Genomic DNA, 15,982 nt, shown 5'->3' with positions numbered 1-15,982 from the left:
CATGGTCTCCGAGCTGTTCGACCCCAAGGCCTGGAAGGAAGTCGAGGGCTTCGACTTCACCGACATCACCTACCACCGGGCCGTCGACCAGGGGACGGTCCGCGTCGCGTTCAACCGGCCCGAGGTGCGCAACGCCTTCCGGCCGCAGACCGTGGACGAGCTCTACCGCGCGCTCGACCACGCCAGGCAGCAGACCGACGTCGGGTGCGTGCTGCTGACCGGCAACGGCCCCTCGCCCAAGGACGGCGGATGGGCCTTCTGCTCGGGGGGCGACCAGCGGATCCGCGGCAAGGACGGCTACCAGTACGCCGACGGCACGGCGGCCACCGGACGGCTGCACATCCTGGAGGTGCAGCGGCTCATCCGCTTCATGCCCAAGGTCGTCATCTGCGTCGTCCCCGGCTGGGCCGCGGGCGGCGGGCACAGCCTGCACGTGGTGTGCGACCTGACCCTGGCCTCGCGCGAGCACGCCCGCTTCAAGCAGACCGACGCCGACGTGGCCTCCTTCGACGGCGGCTTCGGCTCGGCCTACCTGGCCCGCCAGGTCGGGCAGAAGTTCGCCCGCGAGATCTTCTTCCTCGGCGAGACCTACACCGCCGAGGAGGCCCACCGCATGGGCATGGTCAACGCGGTGGTGCCGCACGCCGAGCTGGAGGCCACCGCGCTGGAGTGGGCGCGCAAGGTGAACGGCAAGTCGCCCACGGCCCAGCGGATGCTGAAGTTCGCCTTCAACCTCGTCGACGACGGGCTCGTGGGGCAGCAGGTGTTCGCCGGCGAGGCCACCCGGCTCGCCTACATGACCGACGAGGCCGCCGAGGGCCGCGACTCGTTCCTGGACAAGCGCGAGCCCGACTGGTCCCGCTTCCCCTGGCACTTCTGATGATCGAGATCCCGCCCAAGCTGGCGGAGTACCACCGCCGCCACGCCGACGACTCCGGCCCCGAGTGGACCGCCGTGCTCCCCGGCCTGGTGGAGCGGTTCGTCGACGATTGGGACCTGCGCCTGGACGGGCCGCCCATGCACGGCGTGGTCTCCCTGGTCCTTCCGGTACGGCGCGGCGACGGCAGCCCGGCCGTCCTGAAGCTCCAGCCCCTGACCGAGGAGCACGCCACCGAGGCGCCCGGCCTGCGCGCCTGGGACGGCGACGGCATCGTGCGGCTGCTGGACGAGGCCACCGTGCCGGGCTCCAGCCGCCACGAGGCCAACGCCCTGCTGCTCGAACGCCTCGACGGCGGCCGCTCGCTGGAGACCCACCCCGACATCGGCGAGGCGCTGGAGATCCTGGGCGGGCTGCTGGCCCGCCTGGTCGCCCACCCGGCGCCGGAGGGCATGCGCCGGCTGGGCGACATCGCCCGCGACATGCTGGAGCGGGTGCCCGGCGCGATGCGGCAGGTCGGGCCGGAGGAGGCCAGGTGGCTGGACCGCTGCGCGGGAGCCGTACGGGAGCTCGCCGGCGAGCCCGGCGACCGGCTGCTGCACTGGGACCTGCACTTCGACAACGTGCTGGCCGCCGAGCGGGAGCCGTGGCTGGCCATCGACCCCAAGCCGCTGGCCGGCGATCCGGGCTTCGAGCTGCTGCCCGCGCTGCGCAACCGCTGGGTGTCGGTCGCGGACGGGCTCAGGCGGTTCGACCGGCTCACCGAGATGCTGGCCCTGGACCGGCGCCGCGCGCTGGGCTGGACCCTCGGCCGGGTCCTGCAGAACATGCTGTGGGACATCGAGGACGAGCAGGACCTCAACGAGGTCGAGCTCGCCCTGGCGGAGGCGCTGCTTCAGCGCCAGTAGGCCGGATAGGGGTGCGTCTTGAGCACCCTGCCCAGCACCAGCCCGCCGAGGACGACGACCGCGCTGGCCGCGAACGGCAGTGCGAAGATCCGCAGGTCGATCGTGGAGGTGACCACGGCCAGCAGGAGCAGGCCCGCCGACGCCGCCGCCGTGGTGAGCAGGGCGGACCGTATCCCCGGCCGCTCGGGTGCACGCGAGACCATGGTCACCTCGGCAGGCCGCGCAGGAAGTCGCGGATCAGGGCGGCGCTTTCCTCCAGCCGGGTGGTGAGCGGGAAGTGCCCGGCCTCCAGCAGGTGGACGCGGGCGTCCCTGACGTCCTTGGCGAAGGCGCGGGCGCCGTCGGGGCCGAAGATCTCATCGCCCTTCCCCCACGCCGCCAGCACCGGCGGCTGGTGGGTGCGCAGGTACTCCTGCCAGCGCGGGTACTGGGGCGGGTTGGTGCCGTAGTCGAGGAACAGGGCCAGCTGGACCTCCTGGTTGCCCGGCCGGTCGAGCAGCGCCTGGTCGTGCAGCTCCGGCGCCGGGTCGACCAGCTCGGGGTCGGGCACCCCGTGGGTGTACTGCCAGTGGGTGGCCTCCCTGGTCAGCAGGCCGCGCAGGGCGTCGCCGTTCTCCTTGGACGGGTCGGCCCAGTACTTCCTGATCGGCTCCCAGAACGGGGTCAGGCCCTCCTCGTAGGCGTTGCCGTTCTGCGTGACGATGCCGGTGATGCGCTCGGGGTGCCGCAGCGCGAGCCGGAAGCCGACCGGCGCGCCGTAGTCGTGCACGTAGATCGCGTACCGGGTGAGCCCGAGGCGGCCCAGCAGCTGGTCGACGACGTCGGCGAGGTGGTCGAACGTGTAGTCCCACTCGTCGGCCGGAGGCGCGTCGCTGAGCCCGAAGCCGGGGTAGTCGGGCGCGATCAGGTGGAACTCGTCGGCCAGCTCCTCCATCAGGGTCCGGTAGACGATGGAGGAGGTCGGGAAGCCGTGCAGGAGGACCAGCGTGGGCCTGGAGGGGTCGCCGGCCTCCCGGTAGAAGACCTTGATTCCGTCGATGTGGGCGGTGCGGTGCAACATCTATTAACCACCTAAATGTTGATTACTGGTTAAGCGGCACCATAACGCGACGATGCTAACCGGTCAAGCCGGTTTGAGGGGTTAGACTGAAGGCGTGAAGAGACCGCTGGTGGGCGAGCCGCTCCCCCTGGACCTCGTCAACACCCTGTGGATCGACCACGGCGCATGGGTCGACTACTTCGACGCGCCCGGCGCGCTGGAGGAGTGGCTGGCCGCCGCCGGGCTGCCCGGCGGGGAGGGCGTGGGCGAGCGCCTCGCCACCGCCCGTGCCGCTCTCCGGCGCGCGTTGCAGGGGGACACCGCGGAGCTCGACGCCGTCCTCGACCATGGTGCGACGCGTCCGCGGTTGCGTGACGGCGCGCCGTACGAGGAGGTGATCGTCGACGACCCGGACTGGCACGCGGCCTGGGTCGTGGCCGCCGATTTCGTACGGCTGGTCGCCGAGCGGGGCGAGCGGGTGCGCAAGTGCGCCAACCCCGGGTGCGTGCTGTGGTTCCTCGACGTCAGCAAGAACGGCAGCCGCCGGTGGTGCTCGATGGAGCTCTGCGGGAACCGCGCCAAAGTGGGGCGATTCAACCAGCGGCACCGCGAGGTCGCGAACGCGGATTGATCGAAGTCGGACGGGGGTAGGAAAAGATCGCCCCCGACCGGTGGGTCCAGTCGGGGGCGCCAGACGCGCGGACCGTCAGCAGGCGCAGGCGATGCCGGAGACGGGCGCGGTCAGCGGGTCGATCGCCCGGCGGGAGACGCCGCCCGCGGTCTCGATCGGGAAGCCCTCGCGGGCCCAGTACTCGAAGCCGCCGATCATCTCCTTCACGCGGTAGCCCAGCCTGGCGAACTCCAGCGCGGCGCGCGTCGCGCCGTTGCAGCCCGGGCCCCAGCAGTAGGTCACCACCGTGACGTCCTTGGGGATCAGGCCCTCCGCGCGCTCGGCGATCTCGCGCGTCGGCAGGTGGACCGCGCCCTGGATGTGGCCCTGGTCCCAGCTCTCCTTGCTGCGCGAGTCGATCACCACGATGCCCGGCACGCCTGCGGCCAGGTCGGCGGCGACGTCGGACACGTCGGTCTCGTACGCCAGGCGGCCGGCGAAGTGCGCGACGGCGGCGGCGTTGTCGGCTGCGGGGACGGCGGTCACGGCGGAGGTCACGGCGGAGGTCACGGCGGAGGTCACGGCGGAGGTCACGGCGGAGGTCTGCGTCATGCGGCCATCGTGCCGATCCCCGCCGCGCCCCTGCCAGTGGCGTGAACGCCCATGACCGACAACATCACGCCACGACGATGACGATCTTCCCTCGCCCGTGCCGGGCCTCGATCTCGCGGTGCGCGTCGGCCGCCCGCTCCAGCGGGTAGCTCCGCCGTACCGGGAAGACCATCTCTCCCCCGGCGACCAGGGCCGCGTAGCGGGCCAGCCGCTCGGCGCTCCGCTCGCCCCTGGTCACCCTGACGCCCAGCGCCTCGGCCTGGCCGTGCTCCACGAGCGTGAGGATGCGCGAGCGGTCCTCGACCAGGTCCAGCGAGACCTTCAGCGCCTCGCCCCCGGCCCCGTCGAGCACGGCCGTCACCGGGCCCAGCCGCCGGACCCGCTCCAGCAGGCCGTCGCCGTACTCCACCGGGATCGCGCCCAGCGAGCGCAGATAGTCGTGGTTCTCCGGGCGGGCGGTGCCGATCACCCTGGCCCCGCGCATGCGGGCGATCTGGACGGCGGCCGTGCCCACGGATCCGGCCGCGGCGTGGACCAGCAGCGTGTCGCCCTCGCCCACGCCGAGGTTGTCCAGCGCGATCTCGGCCGTCTGCACGCCCGCGGTCAGCCCGCCCGCCACCTCCCACGGCAGGCCCGGCGGCTTGGGGGTCACCTGGCCCGTGTCCACCACCACATACTCGGCATACGCGCCCAACTGTGTGAAGCCCAGCACCTCGGTGCCCACCGGGAGGGTGTCGGACTGGTCGACCACGCCGGCGAACTCGTTGCCGGGGATGCGGGGCAGCCCGCCCGTCACGCCGGGCGGTATCCAGCCGGCCCGCACGGCGGCGTCGTACGGCTGCACGCCGGCCGCCTTCACCCGGACGCGGACCTGGCCGGGACCCGCCTCGGGAGCGGGCAACGTGTGGATCTTCAGCACTTCGGGCGGGCCGTACTCGGCGAACGCCGCGGCCTTCATCTCGGTCATGGGGTCGAGCCTGCATCCTCAAGCGGACTTGAGGTCAAGTGAGAGGCGGACGGAGCGCTATGAGATCGCCGCGGTGGCCGCCACCTGGATCGCGGTCGCCCGGCGCAGGAAGTCGAGGATGACCTCCAGCTCCTCGTCTGTGTACCGCTCGTAGAGCTCCGCCAGGCCGTTCACCAGCGGCGCGAAGATCTCCTCCCCGCCCGCCAGCATCTCCTGGTTGATCTCCACGATGACCCTGCGCCGGTCCTTGGGGTCGCGCGTGCGGCGCACGAACCACTTGGCCTCCAGCCGGTCGATCAGCCCCGTCACCGACGCCGGGGCGAGCCCCGTGTGCTGCACGATCTCACCCGCGGTGAGCGGGCCCCGGCGCTGCAGGAGGTCCAGGGTCTTCTCCTCGCTGGGCCCGAGCCCCATGCGCGCGGCCACGGCGCTGTGGAACATCACCGCCGCCTGGCTGTTCTCCCGCCCCGCCACGGTGAGCGCCTCGAGAAGATTCTTTCGGCGTTCCGAAATTTCTCTGGACACGCCTGCGTCCTCCTGCCTAATATTTCGTTCGAACGAACGAAAGGATATCAGATGAAAGCCTTGATCATCGGCTGTGGCGTGGGAGGCCCCGCCACCGCGATGGCCCTGCACAGAGTAGGCATCGAAGCGGAGATCTTCGAGGCGTACGGCTCGGCGGCCGACGGCGTGGGCTGGTTCCTCAACATCGCCACCAACGGCCTGAACGCCCTGCGCGTGCTCGACGCGCACCGCAAGGTCATGGCCGCCGGCGTGCCGACGCCCCGCATGGTCATGTGGAGCGGCACCGGCAAGCGGCTCGGCGAGGTGCCCAACGGCCTGCCTCTCGACGACGGCATGGTGAGCCACACGATCCTGCGCTCCGACCTGCACGCCATCCTCCGCGACGAGGCGACGGCGCGCGGCATCCCCATCGCGTACGGCAAGCGCCTGGTCGCCTTCGAGGACACCGGGAGCGAGGTCGTCGCGCGCTTCGAGGACGGCACCGAGGCGACGGGCGACATCCTCGTCGCCGCCGACGGCGTGCACTCCCGGACCCGCGCGCTCCTGGACCCCCAGGCCCCCGCTCCGCACTACGTGGGCCTGTACAACTTCGGCGGCATGGTCAAGGACCCCGACTTCGAGAGCGAGCCGGGCGTCTACCACATGGTGTTCGGGAAGAAGGCGTTCTTCGGCCACGTCGGCTCGCTGACGGGCGAGACGTGGTGGTTCGCCAACCTGCCGCGAGCCCTGGGCGACGTGCCGCCGGACTGGCGGCCGGTGCTCGTCGACGCCTTCGAGGGCGACGCCAACTTCTCCGCCGAGCTGCTGCGCCGTAACCCGCCCGGCATGGCGCTGCCCATCTACGACCTGCCGCCGCTGCGCACCTGGCACGGGGGCCGGGTGGTGCTCACCGGCGACGCCGCGCACGCGACCTCGCCCAGCTCCGGCCAGGGCGCCTCGCTGGCGATCGAGGACGCGGTCGTGCTGGCCAGGTGCCTGCGTGACGCGCCGGGCCACGAGGCGGCGTTCGCGCGGTTCGAGAAGGAGCGCCGCCCGAGGGTGGAGCGCGTGGTGGCCTACTCGCGCCGGATCAGCAACACCAAGGCCGCGGGCCCCCTCACCCGGGTCGTCCGCGACCTGGTGATGCCGATGTTCCTGAAGAAGGCGGCCGGTGACGAGTCACACGCCTGGATGTACCGCCATCGCGTGAGCCTGTGATCGCGGGCGGCCCTGGCCTGTCAGCGGGCCATCGCCGGCAGGATCGTCCCGAAGATCAGCTCCGAGGACGCCTGCTGGTCGGCGATCGGCAGGTTGTACAGCCCGCCCGTGGTGACGACGACCAGGTCGCTGTCGGGGAAGACCAGCAGCCGCTGGCCGCCGTTGCCGAAGCCGCCCAGCCAGCGCTGCGGGGAGGGCCCGAGGAACCACTGGTAGCCGTACCAGAAGTCGGCGTCGATCGTCACGTGGCGCTCGAACAGCGTGCCGGGCCAGGGCAGCTCCTTGCCGAGCACCGCCTGGCCGATCCTGGCCAGGTCGCGGGGCCGCAGCCGCAGGCCGGAGGCCGCGTAGACGCCCCCGTCGGGACCGCCCGTCCACTCGAAGCGCTCGATGCCCAGCGGCTCGAAGAGCCTGCTCCGCGCGAAGTCCCGCAGCGGCTGCCCCGTGCCCTTCTCGACGATCCGGGCGACGAGCGCGGTGGCGCCGCCGCAGTAGTGCCACCTGGTCCCCGGTCGCTCGGCGACGGGCCGCTCCAGCACGTAGCGGTAGCGGTCGGGGGCCAGTTCCATGGCCACCTCGCTGTTGGCCTCGCTGGTGTAGGGGACGTCCTCGTTCCACTCCAGGCCCAGCGTCATGGTCAGCGCGTGCTCCACCGTCAGCTCGTCCTTGCCGGTCACGTCGGAGTACTCGGGGAACTGCGCCATCAGGGGCTCGTGCGGCGCGGGGACGCCGCCCTCCGCGAGCGCGATGCCGTACAGCAGGCCCACCACGCTCTTGGTGATCGAGCGGATGTCGTGAAGCGTGTCCGCGCTGAAGGTCACCCTGCCGAGCTTGTGGTGGATCGTCTCGTCCTCGCCCTCGCCGTACCGCTCGAAGACCGTCTCGCCGTCCCGGACGACCACGAGCCCGTGAAGCGTGGGATGCCACCAATTGTCCGTCATGGTCCTGTCCTACGGTCTCACCCCGTGTCAGGGTCAAGCCCGACGCCGACCTGCGTTGACGTGGTCGAGTTGAAATTGTTGGAACAATTAGCAAGAAAGCCCTGGCATTCCGCTGGATCGTGCGCATACTGAAAGAACCCCCGGTCCAGGAGCCACGATCATGCGGAAGACGCCCCCTCGCATGACTGCGGAAGAGCAGCTCGAGACGAGCCACTTGCTGCAACTCGTCGCGGTGGACTTCAGCGGCATCTACGCCGTCCACCTCGCCGCCAAGGAGGAGCGGCTGAAGATGACCAGGCTGGCGATGAGCCTGCTGTCGGTCCCCTTCGCCGCGGCGATCGCGTTAACCAGCGCGAAGGTGGTGGACCCGGCCAGCCTGACGGCCTGGCACACGGTCCCGTGGTACCTGTTCGCCCTGGTCGCCGCGTTCGGGCTGCTCGGGGTGCTGCCGTTCCTGCGCATGATCGAGGCGGTCAACGCGCACGCCAGGACGGCGCGGGCGCTGAACAACTTCCGCCTGCTGTACGCCGAGCGGCTGAAGGGGGAACTGGCCTGGACGCCCAACCTCCCGGTCGACCCGCGCTTCCCGGAGACCTACGCGCCGCTGACGTGGCCGGGGATCAACGTCATGATGCTGGCGACCGTCAACGCCTGCTACCTGACCGTCGGCGTCACCGGGCTCAGCGGCCAGAGCCCCAACCTGCTCCTGTTGCTGACCAGCATCCTGCTCGTCGCGCTGCTGCACTACTCGATCTACTACGTGCGCTGCAACGTCACCCGGCGGCGCCGGCTTCCCCACAACCCCTACCAGTTCCCCAACGTGGAGACCTAAGCGGAGGTCCGAATGGACGGCCCTGTCGAGTGGGCGTCTTGTGGGGAGGCGTGGTTCTGGCTCATGCGGCACGTGCTGGCCTGCGGCGTGCCCGCGGACGACGACCGCGGTCCCATCCTCGAGGCGCCCGCGGTGCTGTTCGCCATCAGGCGGGTCAAGGGCGAGGACCCCATCGTCGAGCGGTACGGCGACGCCGCCAAGGCCGCCCTCTACGCGCGCAAGTTCACCGAGGACCAGGTCGTGGCGCCCTTCAAGTACAGCTACGGCGAGCGCATCCACGGACAGCTCGACTGGGCGACCGCGGTGCTGCGGGCCAAGCCGTACAGCAAGAGCGCCTGGATCTCGCTCACCCGGCAGAACGAGCCGCCGGACCGGGTGCCCTGCCTGGCCGGGGTGGCCTTCAGGATCAGGCAGTCGCGCCTGGTCATGACGGCCGCCTTCCGCTCGCAGAACGCCTACACCAGCTACCTGAACTACCTGCCGCTCGCAGACGTCCAGGCCGAGATGGCGCGGAATCTCGGCCTGGACACCGGCCCCATGCGGGTGTTCGTGGACGTGCCGCACCTGTACCAGGCGGATCTCACGCGCGTGTGGGACCTGATGGGGAGCCGCGCCGCGTAGCCTCGGCCTCTTGCGGCTCCTCGCGCCGCGGCGGCTTGGTCCCCTCCAGGAGCCAGGTGGCGAACCACGGCCCGCCGTACCAGAAGCGCCAGCCGAGGTCGCGCCTGCGCACGTCGGTGACGCCGTGCTCGCGCAGGACGTCCTCGTAGTCCGCGGTGTGCCGGAAGTCGGCGATCATCAGGCGCCCGCCGGGGCGCAGCACGCGCAGCGCCTCGGTGAGGGCCCGCGAGCGGCCCTCACGGCCGGGGATGTTGTGGACGGCCAGGCTGGAGACCACCACGTCGAACGCCTCGTCGCCGAAGGGCAGCGCGCGCAGGTCGCCGGTGACCAGCTCCACGCGGTCGGCGACGCCCTCCCGCCCGGCGTTGGCGACCGTCGCCCTCGCCGCGTTGCCCGGCTGGTCCCGCGAGCGCCACAGGTCCACGCCGACCGCCCGGCCCTCCGGCAGCCGCGTGGCCGCGGTCATCAGCACCGCGCCGCGCCCGCAGCCCAGGTCGAGCAGCCGTTCGTCGCCGCGCAGCCGCAGCAGCCCGCGCCAGACGGCGAACTTGCCGCGCCGGGTCGTGTAGGCGTGGCTCGCCGCGCTCAGCGCGGTGTAGACCGCGCCGAGCAGGAAGGCGATGCCCGCGAACCACACGTCCTCCGCGAAGGACAGCGCCGCGAGGGCCGCCAGGACGAGCGCGCCGGCGACCAGGCCGAGGAACGCCGCGGGCGCGTCGAATCCGTAGCTTCCGCGCATAGTCGAGTTATATCGCGTCTTCCCCTTGCCGGGAATTGGCACGCCCCGATCAAAGGTTTGCCGGGACCTTTCCGGCGCCGTCACTAGCCTGACATGGATCAGCTTGTGACGGGGGTTCGGCAGGCATGACTGGCAACGAGCGTGACCTCGGCCTGAGGCGCAGCCTGGCTCTGACGGCGGGATCAGCCATCCTGTGGGGCGTCGCCCACCTGGCGACGGGGCGCAAGCGGACCGGCACCGCGCTCGCGACCGTCCACCTGGCGCTGGTCACGACGACCGTCACGGTCGTCGCCGGCTTCGGCCGCGGCCTGCTGACCCTGGCCGTCCAGCCGGGATGGCTGGTCGCCTTCACCGTGGCCATCGCCGTCGTCACCCTCGCCTGGTCGGCCGTGATCATCTGGTCCTTCGTCCTGCTACGGCCCGCCATCTCGACACCGGCCGGCCACGTGCTGGCCACCGGGCTGGCCGGAGCGCTGTGCGTGCTCGTCATCGCGCCCGGCGCCTACGCCGCCCGGCTGGCCTACCTCTCGCGCGAGGTGGTCACGGCCCTGTTCGTCCAGAACACCGCCCCGGTGCTGGCCGAGGACCCCTGGAACGGTGCCCGGCGGATCAACGTCCTGCTCGTCGGCGCCGACTCCGCGCCGAGCCGGCCCGGCGTGCGGACCGACAGCATGACCGTGGCCAGCGTCGACACGGCCACCGGCGCCACCGTGCTGTTCAGCCTGCCGCGCAACCTGCAGCACGTCCCGATGCCGCCCGGCCCGGCCCGCGACCGCTTCCCCTACGGCTTCACGGGCGAGACGCCCTACTCCCCCGGCCTGCTGAACGAGGTCTACCAGTACGCCGAGGACCACCCGGAGATCGTGCCGGGCGTGGGCCGGGGCCGGCGGGGGCCCACGCTGCTGAAGCAGACGATCAGCGGCATCCTCGGCATCCCGGTGAAGTACTACGCCATGATCGACATGGCGGGCTTCGCGGAGATCATCGACGCGATGGGCGGGGTGCGGCTCACCGTCAAGGAGCCGATCACCTACGGCAAGTACGACGAGGGCCTGGTGCCCGCGGGCACCCGCAGGCTGTCGGGCGAGGAGGCCCTGTGGTACGGCCGCTCCCGCACCGACGGCGACGACTACGTGCGCATGGGCCGGCAGAAGTGCCTGCTCAACGCGGTGGCCAAGCAGGCCGATCCGCTGACCGTGCTCAACAGCTTCGAGAAGCTGGCCTCGGCCACCAAGCGGTTCGTCGACACCGACATCCCGCAGAGCCTGCTGCCGCACCTGATCGAGCTGTCGGACAAGGTGAAGGGCGCGCCGATCAGGAGCCTGCAGTTCGTGCCGCCGCTGATCGACACGGTCTACCCGGACTGGGACCTGATCCGGCGCAAGGTGGACCGCGCGCTGGGGAACCGCCCGCGGCACCGGGCCGTGACCGCCGTCGCCCCCTCGGCCGCCCCCTCTGCCGCTCCCTCGGGCCGGCCCGCCTCCGGCCGGCCGGCGTCGGGCCAGACGAGCGCCTACCGGGCCGTCTCGCTGGACGAGGCCTGCTCCCGGTAATTCCTACTTGACGAATCTGGAATTTGGCTCTTTGATGTCCCTATAGCCGACTTATTAAGTAGGAATTAGGGAGTAGCCATGAAGATCCGCGCCGTGGTCGCCGCGCTGGCCTTGACCGTCACGGCGGCCGCCTGCGGCGGCGGGGGCGGGGGCACCTCCGCCGAGGGCGGCGCGAAGGAGGTGCGCCTGGGCTACTTCCCCAACATCACGCACGCCACGGCGCTCGTCGGCGTCGAGAAGGGCCTGTTCGCCAAGCACCTCGGCAACGGCGTCTCACTCAAGACCAGCACCTTCAACGCCGGGCCGGCGGCCATCGAGGCCGTCTTCTCCGGCGCGATCGACGCCACCTACATCGGGCCCAACCCGGCCATCAACGCCTGGGCCAAGTCCAAGGGCAAGGCCATCAAGATCGTCGCGGGCGCGGCCTCCGGCGGCGTCTACCTCGTCACCAAGCCCGAGATCGCCTCGGTCCAGGATCTCAAGGGCAAGAAGATCGCCACGCCGCAGCTCGGCAACACCCAGGACGTCGCCCTGCGGTACTGGCTCAAGCAGAACGGCCTGCACACCGACACCAAGGGCGGCGGCGACGTCCACATCGTGCCGCAGGAGAACTCCCAGACCCTCCAGACCTTCGCCACCGGCGACATCGACGGCGCCTGGGTGCCCGAGCCGTTCGCCAGCCGCCTGGTCGTGGAGAGCAAGGGCAGGGTCCTGGTCGACGAGCGCGACCTGTGGCCGGGCAGGCAGTTCGTGATCACCCACCTGATCGTGCGGCAGGAGTGGGCCAGCCGGAACCCCGGCCTGCTGAGGAAGCTCATCGAGGGACACGTCGAGGCCACCCGGTACCTCAACGACGATCCCAAGGCCGCCGCCGGGACCGTCAACGCGGCCATCCAGAAGCTCACCCAGAAGCCGCTCAAGCCCGAGGTGCTGGACAGCGCCTTCAAGAACATCACCTTCACCGACGACCCAATCGCCTCGTCGCTGACCGCCAGCGCCCAGCACGCGGTCGAGGTGGGCCTGCTGGAGCCCGTGAACCTCGACGGCATCTACGACCTGAAGATCCTCAACGAGGTGCTGGCCGCCCAGGGCCGGCAGTCCATCAAGGACCGCTGATGACTGATCTGCTCACCACACAGCCGGCCGTACGGCTGGCCGACGTCTCCAAGGTGTACGGCCACGGGCCCAGGGGCCTGCTCGCCCTGGACCGCGTGTCGCTGTCGGTCGCGCCCGGCGAGTTCGTCTGCCTGCTGGGCGCCTCGGGATGCGGCAAGAGCACGCTGCTGTCCCTGGTGGCCGGGCTCGACCGGCCGACCGGCGGCCAGATCACCGCGCCGGGCGCGCGGATCGCGATGATGTTCCAGGAGCCGGCCCTGTTCCCGTGGCTGACCGTCTCGGCCAACGTCGAGATGGCCATGCGCGTCAAGGGCGTGGGCAGGCAGGAACGCCGCGCCAGGGCCGCCGAGCTGCTGGAGACCGTGCGCCTGGGCGGCTTCGGCAGGAAGCGCCCGCACGAGCTGTCGGGCGGCATGCGCCAGCGCGTCGCCCTGGCCCGGGCGCTCGCCCAGGACGCCGACGTGCTGCTCATGGACGAGCCGTTCGGCGCGCTCGACGCCATGACCCGCGACCTGCTCCACGACGAGCTGGAGCGCATCTGGCGGGAGCGCGGCCTGGCCGTGCTGTTCGTCACCCACAACGTCCGCGAGGCCGTACGGCTCGGCGACCGGGTCGTGCTGCTGAGCAGCCGTCCCGGGCGGGTGGTCGAGGAGTTCCCCGTCGAGCTGGCCCGGCCCCGCCGTACCGACTCCGCCGAGGTGGCGACCCTCGCCGCGAGGATCACCGACCGGCTGCGCGAGGAGGTGGCGCGTCATGGCCGCTGAGACGGCGGTCCGCGGGTCCGGCGCCGACCAGCTGGCCGGGCTGGACGCGCTGGAGCTGGCGGGGACCGGCGGGCCGGGCCTGCTCAGCCGCGTGTGGGGCCGGGTCTGGCCCATGCTCACCGCGGTCGGGCTGGTGCTGGTGGCCTGGCAGCTGGTCGTGCTCAGCGGGCGGTGGCCCGAGTACGTCCTCGCCGGACCAATCACGACATTTCAGGAACTGTGGGCGCGGCTGGGCACGGCGGAGTTCTACCAGGCCCTGGCTACGACGATGCGCCGCGCGGTCACCGGGTTCGCCCTCGCCGTGCTCATCGGGCTGATCGTCGGGGCGGCCGTCTCGCGGGTGCGCATCCTGCGCGCCGCCTTCGGCTCGCTGATCACCGGCCTGCAGACGATGCCGTCGATCGCCTGGTTCCCCTTCGCGATCCTGCTGTTCGGGCTGACCGAGAGCGCCATCCAGTTCGTGGTGATCCTCGGCGCCGCCCCCTCGGTGGCCAACGGGCTCATCGCCGGCGTCGACTACACCCCGCCCCTGCTGCTGCGCGCCGGGAAGGTGCTGGGGCTGGGGCGGCTGCAGATGTACCGGCACGTCATCCTGCCCGCCTCGCTCCCGTCCTTCCTGGCCGGGCTCAAGCAGGGCTGGGCGTTCGCCTGGCGCTCCCTCATGGCCGGCGAGCTGATGGTGATCATCGCCTACCAGGCGTCGCTGGGCGAGCAGCTGCACATCGCCCGCGAGCTGTCCGACTCCCCCGGGCTGATCGGGACGATGATCGTGATCCTCGTGATCGGCGTCGTCATCGACCTGCTCTTCGAGTCGGCGGACACCGCGCTGCGCCGCCGCTGGGGCCTGCGGCAGCCGCAATGAGGATCTCGGCGCGCACCCAGTACGCCCTGCGGGCGGTCAGCGAGCTGGCGGCCGCCCCGCCGGGTCCCGTCCACGCCGAGCAGATCGCGGCCACGCAGGGCATCCCCCGGCGCTTCCTGGACAACATCCTGCTGCAGCTGCGGCGGGCCGGCATCGTGCGCAGCGCACGCGGCCCCGAAGGCGGCTACTGGCTGGCCCGCGAGCCGGAGAAGATCACCCTGGCCGAGGTGATCGAGATCGTCGAGGGCCGTCCCGACGGCCACGCGGAGTTCCCCGGGGTGGCCCAGCCGCTGGCGGACGTCTGGAGCGCGCTGCACGAGCACGAGCAGCGGCTCCTGACGGAGATCACCTTCGCTCAGATCGTCTCGTCGAGGTTCTCCGCGTAGTAGGCCACGGCCCGCTCGTAGCCGCCCAGCCGTTCGGCCTCCACCAGCAGCCTCAGCAGGTCCGCCACCGCCTCCCGTGACCTGCCGGTGTTGTACAGCGCCATCGCGCGGAACGCCCTGAGCGCCGGATCGCCGGGGAACTCGGCCAGCCCCTGGTCGAAGACGCGCAGCGCGTCCTCGTAGCGGCCGATGATCCGCAGCGTGCTGCCGTAGCCGGTGAAGGTGCCCAGCCGGTCGCTCGCGCCGAGCGCCAGCGCCTTCTCGTAGTACGGCACCGCCTGATGCTCCAGGCCCAGCCGGTCGTGCGCGTAGGCGACCTCGCGGTTCAGCTCCGGATCGTCCGGATTGTCCGCCAGCCGCGCCAGCAGTTCCTCAAGCTTCGCCGTCAATTCGTCGTCGGTCACGGGCCGAGTATGCCATCATCGAGATCAACGGAAACGGTTTTCATACTCACCTGGAGCATGACGTGAGGGTGGCCTTCGTCGGCAAGGGCGGCAGCGGCAAGACGACCATCTCCGCGCTGTTCGCCAGACACGTGGCGAGCCAGGGCGCGCCGGTCGTCGCCCTGGACGCGGACATCAACCAGCACCTGGCCCTCGTCCTGGGGCTGGAGGAGCAGCCCGAGCCGCTGGGCGCGCACCTCACCGAGATCAAAGACCTGCTGCGCGGCGACAACCCGCGCATCCCCTCGGCCGAGGTCATGCTCAAGACCACCCCGCCCGGGCGCGGCTCGCGGCTGCTGCGCCTGGCCGACCTGCCGTACACGGTCACGACCCCCGAGGGCGTACGGCTGGCCGCCACCGGGCCGTTCACCGAGGACGACCTGGGCGTGGCGTGCTACCACTCCAAGGTCGGCGCCGTCGAGCTGCTGCTCAACCACCTGGTCGACGGCCACGACGAGTACGTCGTCGTCGACATGACCGCCGGCGCCGACTCCTTCGCCTCGGGGCTGTTCACCCGCTTCGACCTCACCGTGCTGGTCGCCGAGCCCACGCGGCAGGCGGTGAGCGTCTACCGGCAGTACAGCGACTACGCCGCCGCCTTCGACGTCTCGCTCGCGGTCGTCGGCAACAAGGTCCACACGCCGCAGGACGTGGAGTTCCTCCGCTCGCACGTCGGCGAGGACCTGCTCACCTGGTTCGAGCACTCGCCGGCCGTGCGCGCCCTGGAGCAGGGGCGGCCCTTCGCGCTGGAGGACCTGGAGCCGGACAACAGGGAGGCGCTGGCCCGGGTGCTCAAGCACCTGGACGCGCAGGAGAAGGACTGGGAGCGCTTCGGCCGTCAGGCGGCGGACTTCCACATCCGCAACGCCCGCGCCTGGGGCAACGCCCGCACCGGCGTCGACCTCACCGCGCAGATCGACCCCGGCTTCGTCTATGGACGCCTCGACTAGCGGACTTTAGCGTCGAAGAGATCCCCTTCGAGAGGAGACA

The 15,982-nt window shown here is 71.3% G+C and carries 20 protein-coding genes; 12 read left to right on the top strand and 8 right to left on the bottom strand.

The annotated features are described in order from the left end of the window. Position 1: 1 nt before the first annotated feature. Together BSB02_RS00910 and BSB02_RS00905 are read left to right on the top strand one after the other, a co-directional pair. Positions 2-880: a 1,4-dihydroxy-2-naphthoyl-CoA synthase gene (locus BSB02_RS00910; RefSeq protein WP_084955555.1), complete on the top strand. Its 879-nt coding sequence runs from the start codon at positions 2-4 to the stop codon at positions 878-880. After that, a complete protein-coding gene (locus BSB02_RS00905; protein ID WP_084955553.1) occupies positions 880-1,785 on the top strand; it encodes an aminoglycoside phosphotransferase family protein in 906 nt (301 codons plus the stop codon). The genes BSB02_RS00910 and BSB02_RS00905 overlap by 1 nt, the downstream gene beginning before the upstream one ends. Here the strand turns inward: BSB02_RS00905 and BSB02_RS00900 are convergent. Together BSB02_RS00900 and BSB02_RS00895 are read right to left on the bottom strand one after the other, a co-directional pair. Next, positions 1,773-1,988, bottom strand: coding sequence for a hypothetical protein (locus BSB02_RS00900; protein ID WP_084955551.1), 216 nt, complete (start codon positions 1,986-1,988; stop codon positions 1,773-1,775). The two genes, BSB02_RS00905 and BSB02_RS00900, sit on opposite strands and share 13 nt — an antisense overlap. Before the next feature lie 2 nt (positions 1,989-1,990). Then, positions 1,991-2,845 carry an alpha/beta fold hydrolase gene (locus BSB02_RS00895; RefSeq protein ID WP_084955549.1) on the bottom strand — a complete coding sequence of 285 codons (855 nt, stop codon included), beginning with the start codon at positions 2,843-2,845 and terminating at the stop codon, positions 1,991-1,993. Between the two features lie 94 nt (positions 2,846-2,939). Between BSB02_RS00895 and BSB02_RS00890 the strand changes: the two genes are divergently transcribed. Further along, the gene (locus BSB02_RS00890) at positions 2,940-3,455 is read left to right on the top strand and encodes a CGNR zinc finger domain-containing protein (protein WP_084955547.1); all 516 of its coding nucleotides are present in this window, start codon (positions 2,940-2,942) and stop codon (positions 3,453-3,455) included. Between the two features lie 75 nt (positions 3,456-3,530). Here the strand turns inward: BSB02_RS00890 and BSB02_RS00885 are convergent, their stop codons facing one another. From BSB02_RS00885 to BSB02_RS00875, 3 genes are all read right to left on the bottom strand, one after another. Continuing rightward, a complete protein-coding gene (locus tag BSB02_RS00885) occupies positions 3,531-4,046 on the bottom strand; it encodes a rhodanese-like domain-containing protein (protein ID WP_084955546.1) in 516 nt (171 codons plus the stop codon). A gap of 64 nt (positions 4,047-4,110) precedes the next feature. Beyond that, positions 4,111-5,013, bottom strand: coding sequence for an NADP-dependent oxidoreductase (locus BSB02_RS00880; protein ID WP_338064314.1), 903 nt, complete (start codon positions 5,011-5,013; stop codon positions 4,111-4,113). Positions 5,014-5,070: 57 nt separating this feature from the next. Then, positions 5,071-5,538 (bottom strand): MarR family winged helix-turn-helix transcriptional regulator, encoded by a 468-nt coding sequence (locus tag BSB02_RS00875; protein ID WP_240506085.1) that lies wholly within the window; start codon positions 5,536-5,538, stop codon positions 5,071-5,073. A gap of 51 nt (positions 5,539-5,589) precedes the next feature. On the opposite strand from BSB02_RS00875, the gene BSB02_RS00870 reads away from it, so the two are divergent. Next, positions 5,590-6,735: an FAD-dependent monooxygenase gene (locus BSB02_RS00870; RefSeq protein WP_084955545.1), complete on the top strand. Its 1,146-nt coding sequence runs from the start codon at positions 5,590-5,592 to the stop codon at positions 6,733-6,735. Positions 6,736-6,755: 20 nt separating this feature from the next. Here BSB02_RS00870 and BSB02_RS00865 read toward each other — a convergent pair whose 3' ends face one another. Continuing rightward, positions 6,756-7,676, bottom strand: a complete 921-nt coding sequence (locus tag BSB02_RS00865; protein ID WP_084955544.1) for a serine hydrolase domain-containing protein — start codon at positions 7,674-7,676, stop codon at positions 6,756-6,758. Between the two features lie 181 nt (positions 7,677-7,857). Here BSB02_RS00865 and BSB02_RS00860 point away from each other — a divergent pair, with 181 nt between their 5' ends. After that, a complete protein-coding gene (locus BSB02_RS00860) occupies positions 7,858-8,508 on the top strand; it encodes a hypothetical protein (protein ID WP_084955542.1) in 651 nt (216 codons plus the stop codon). A 12-nt stretch (positions 8,509-8,520) separates the two neighbouring features. Continuing rightward, positions 8,521-9,129 carry a thymidylate synthase family protein gene (locus BSB02_RS00855; RefSeq protein ID WP_143590112.1) on the top strand — a complete coding sequence of 203 codons (609 nt, stop codon included), beginning with the start codon at positions 8,521-8,523 and terminating at the stop codon, positions 9,127-9,129. Here the strand turns inward: BSB02_RS00855 and BSB02_RS00850 are convergent. After that, positions 9,089-9,868: a class I SAM-dependent methyltransferase gene (locus BSB02_RS00850; RefSeq protein WP_084955539.1), complete on the bottom strand. Its 780-nt coding sequence runs from the start codon at positions 9,866-9,868 to the stop codon at positions 9,089-9,091. The genes BSB02_RS00855 and BSB02_RS00850 overlap by 41 nt on opposite strands. A gap of 125 nt (positions 9,869-9,993) precedes the next feature. Between BSB02_RS00850 and BSB02_RS00845 the strand changes: the two genes are divergently transcribed. The 5 genes from BSB02_RS00845 (at position 9,994) to BSB02_RS00825 (ending at position 14,549) form a co-directional block, all read left to right on the top strand. Continuing rightward, the gene (locus BSB02_RS00845; RefSeq protein ID WP_240506084.1) at positions 9,994-11,421 is read left to right on the top strand and encodes an LCP family protein; all 1,428 of its coding nucleotides are present in this window, start codon (positions 9,994-9,996) and stop codon (positions 11,419-11,421) included. Between the two features lie 78 nt (positions 11,422-11,499). Then, positions 11,500-12,537, top strand: coding sequence for an ABC transporter substrate-binding protein (locus BSB02_RS00840; protein ID WP_084955537.1), 1,038 nt, complete (start codon positions 11,500-11,502; stop codon positions 12,535-12,537). Beyond that, positions 12,537-13,301: an ABC transporter ATP-binding protein gene (locus tag BSB02_RS00835; RefSeq protein WP_084955535.1), complete on the top strand. Its 765-nt coding sequence runs from the start codon at positions 12,537-12,539 to the stop codon at positions 13,299-13,301. Before BSB02_RS00840 ends, BSB02_RS00835 begins: the two co-directional genes overlap by 1 nt. Then, positions 13,291-14,163 carry an ABC transporter permease gene (locus BSB02_RS00830; RefSeq protein WP_084955533.1) on the top strand — a complete coding sequence of 291 codons (873 nt, stop codon included), beginning with the start codon at positions 13,291-13,293 and terminating at the stop codon, positions 14,161-14,163. Before BSB02_RS00835 ends, BSB02_RS00830 begins: the two co-directional genes overlap by 11 nt. Next, positions 14,160-14,549 carry an RrF2 family transcriptional regulator gene (locus BSB02_RS00825; RefSeq protein ID WP_084955531.1) on the top strand — a complete coding sequence of 130 codons (390 nt, stop codon included), beginning with the start codon at positions 14,160-14,162 and terminating at the stop codon, positions 14,547-14,549. Before BSB02_RS00830 ends, BSB02_RS00825 begins: the two co-directional genes overlap by 4 nt. On the opposite strand, the gene BSB02_RS00820 is transcribed toward BSB02_RS00825, so the two are convergent. Then, positions 14,519-14,953 carry a tetratricopeptide repeat protein gene (locus BSB02_RS00820; protein ID WP_084955529.1) on the bottom strand — a complete coding sequence of 145 codons (435 nt, stop codon included), beginning with the start codon at positions 14,951-14,953 and terminating at the stop codon, positions 14,519-14,521. The genes BSB02_RS00825 and BSB02_RS00820 overlap by 31 nt on opposite strands. 62 nt (positions 14,954-15,015) lie before the next feature. Between BSB02_RS00820 and BSB02_RS00815 the strand changes: the two genes are divergently transcribed. Then, positions 15,016-15,942, top strand: a complete 927-nt coding sequence (locus tag BSB02_RS00815) for an ATP-binding protein (protein WP_084955527.1) — start codon at positions 15,016-15,018, stop codon at positions 15,940-15,942. The last annotated feature ends 40 nt before the right edge of the window (positions 15,943-15,982 follow it).

This window comes from Thermoactinospora rubra (assembly GCF_002093975.1).
GTDB classification, from domain to species: domain Bacteria; phylum Actinomycetota; class Actinomycetes; order Streptosporangiales; family Streptosporangiaceae; genus Nonomuraea; species Nonomuraea rubra_A.
This window is presented reverse-complemented; position numbering and strand designations above follow the sequence as displayed.

Excerpts from the sequence above, each read along its gene's own strand:
- BSB02_RS00910 (WP_084955555.1), top strand. The coding sequence starts at position 2 with ATGGTCTCCGAGCTGTTCGACCCCAAGGCCTGGAAGGAAGTCGAGGGC.
- BSB02_RS00905 (WP_084955553.1), top strand. The coding sequence starts at position 880 with ATGATCGAGATCCCGCCCAAGCTGGCGGAGTACCACCGCCGCCACGCC.
- BSB02_RS00900 (WP_084955551.1), bottom strand. The coding sequence starts at position 1,988 with ATGGTCTCGCGTGCACCCGAGCGGCCGGGGATACGGTCCGCCCTGCTC.
- BSB02_RS00895 (WP_084955549.1), bottom strand. The coding sequence starts at position 2,845 with ATGTTGCACCGCACCGCCCACATCGACGGAATCAAGGTCTTCTACCGG.
- BSB02_RS00885 (WP_084955546.1), bottom strand. The coding sequence starts at position 4,046 with ATGACGCAGACCTCCGCCGTGACCTCCGCCGTGACCTCCGCCGTGACC.
- BSB02_RS00880 (WP_338064314.1), bottom strand. The coding sequence starts at position 5,013 with ATGACCGAGATGAAGGCCGCGGCGTTCGCCGAGTACGGCCCGCCCGAA.
- BSB02_RS00870 (WP_084955545.1), top strand. The coding sequence starts at position 5,590 with ATGAAAGCCTTGATCATCGGCTGTGGCGTGGGAGGCCCCGCCACCGCG.
- BSB02_RS00865 (WP_084955544.1), bottom strand. The coding sequence starts at position 7,676 with ATGACGGACAATTGGTGGCATCCCACGCTTCACGGGCTCGTGGTCGTC.
- BSB02_RS00860 (WP_084955542.1), top strand. The coding sequence starts at position 7,858 with ATGACTGCGGAAGAGCAGCTCGAGACGAGCCACTTGCTGCAACTCGTC.
- BSB02_RS00855 (WP_143590112.1), top strand. The coding sequence starts at position 8,521 with ATGGACGGCCCTGTCGAGTGGGCGTCTTGTGGGGAGGCGTGGTTCTGG.
- BSB02_RS00850 (WP_084955539.1), bottom strand. The coding sequence starts at position 9,868 with ATGCGCGGAAGCTACGGATTCGACGCGCCCGCGGCGTTCCTCGGCCTG.
- BSB02_RS00845 (WP_240506084.1), top strand. The coding sequence starts at position 9,994 with ATGACTGGCAACGAGCGTGACCTCGGCCTGAGGCGCAGCCTGGCTCTG.
- BSB02_RS00840 (WP_084955537.1), top strand. The coding sequence starts at position 11,500 with ATGAAGATCCGCGCCGTGGTCGCCGCGCTGGCCTTGACCGTCACGGCG.
- BSB02_RS00835 (WP_084955535.1), top strand. The coding sequence starts at position 12,537 with ATGACTGATCTGCTCACCACACAGCCGGCCGTACGGCTGGCCGACGTC.
- BSB02_RS00830 (WP_084955533.1), top strand. The coding sequence starts at position 13,291 with ATGGCCGCTGAGACGGCGGTCCGCGGGTCCGGCGCCGACCAGCTGGCC.
- BSB02_RS00825 (WP_084955531.1), top strand. The coding sequence starts at position 14,160 with ATGAGGATCTCGGCGCGCACCCAGTACGCCCTGCGGGCGGTCAGCGAG.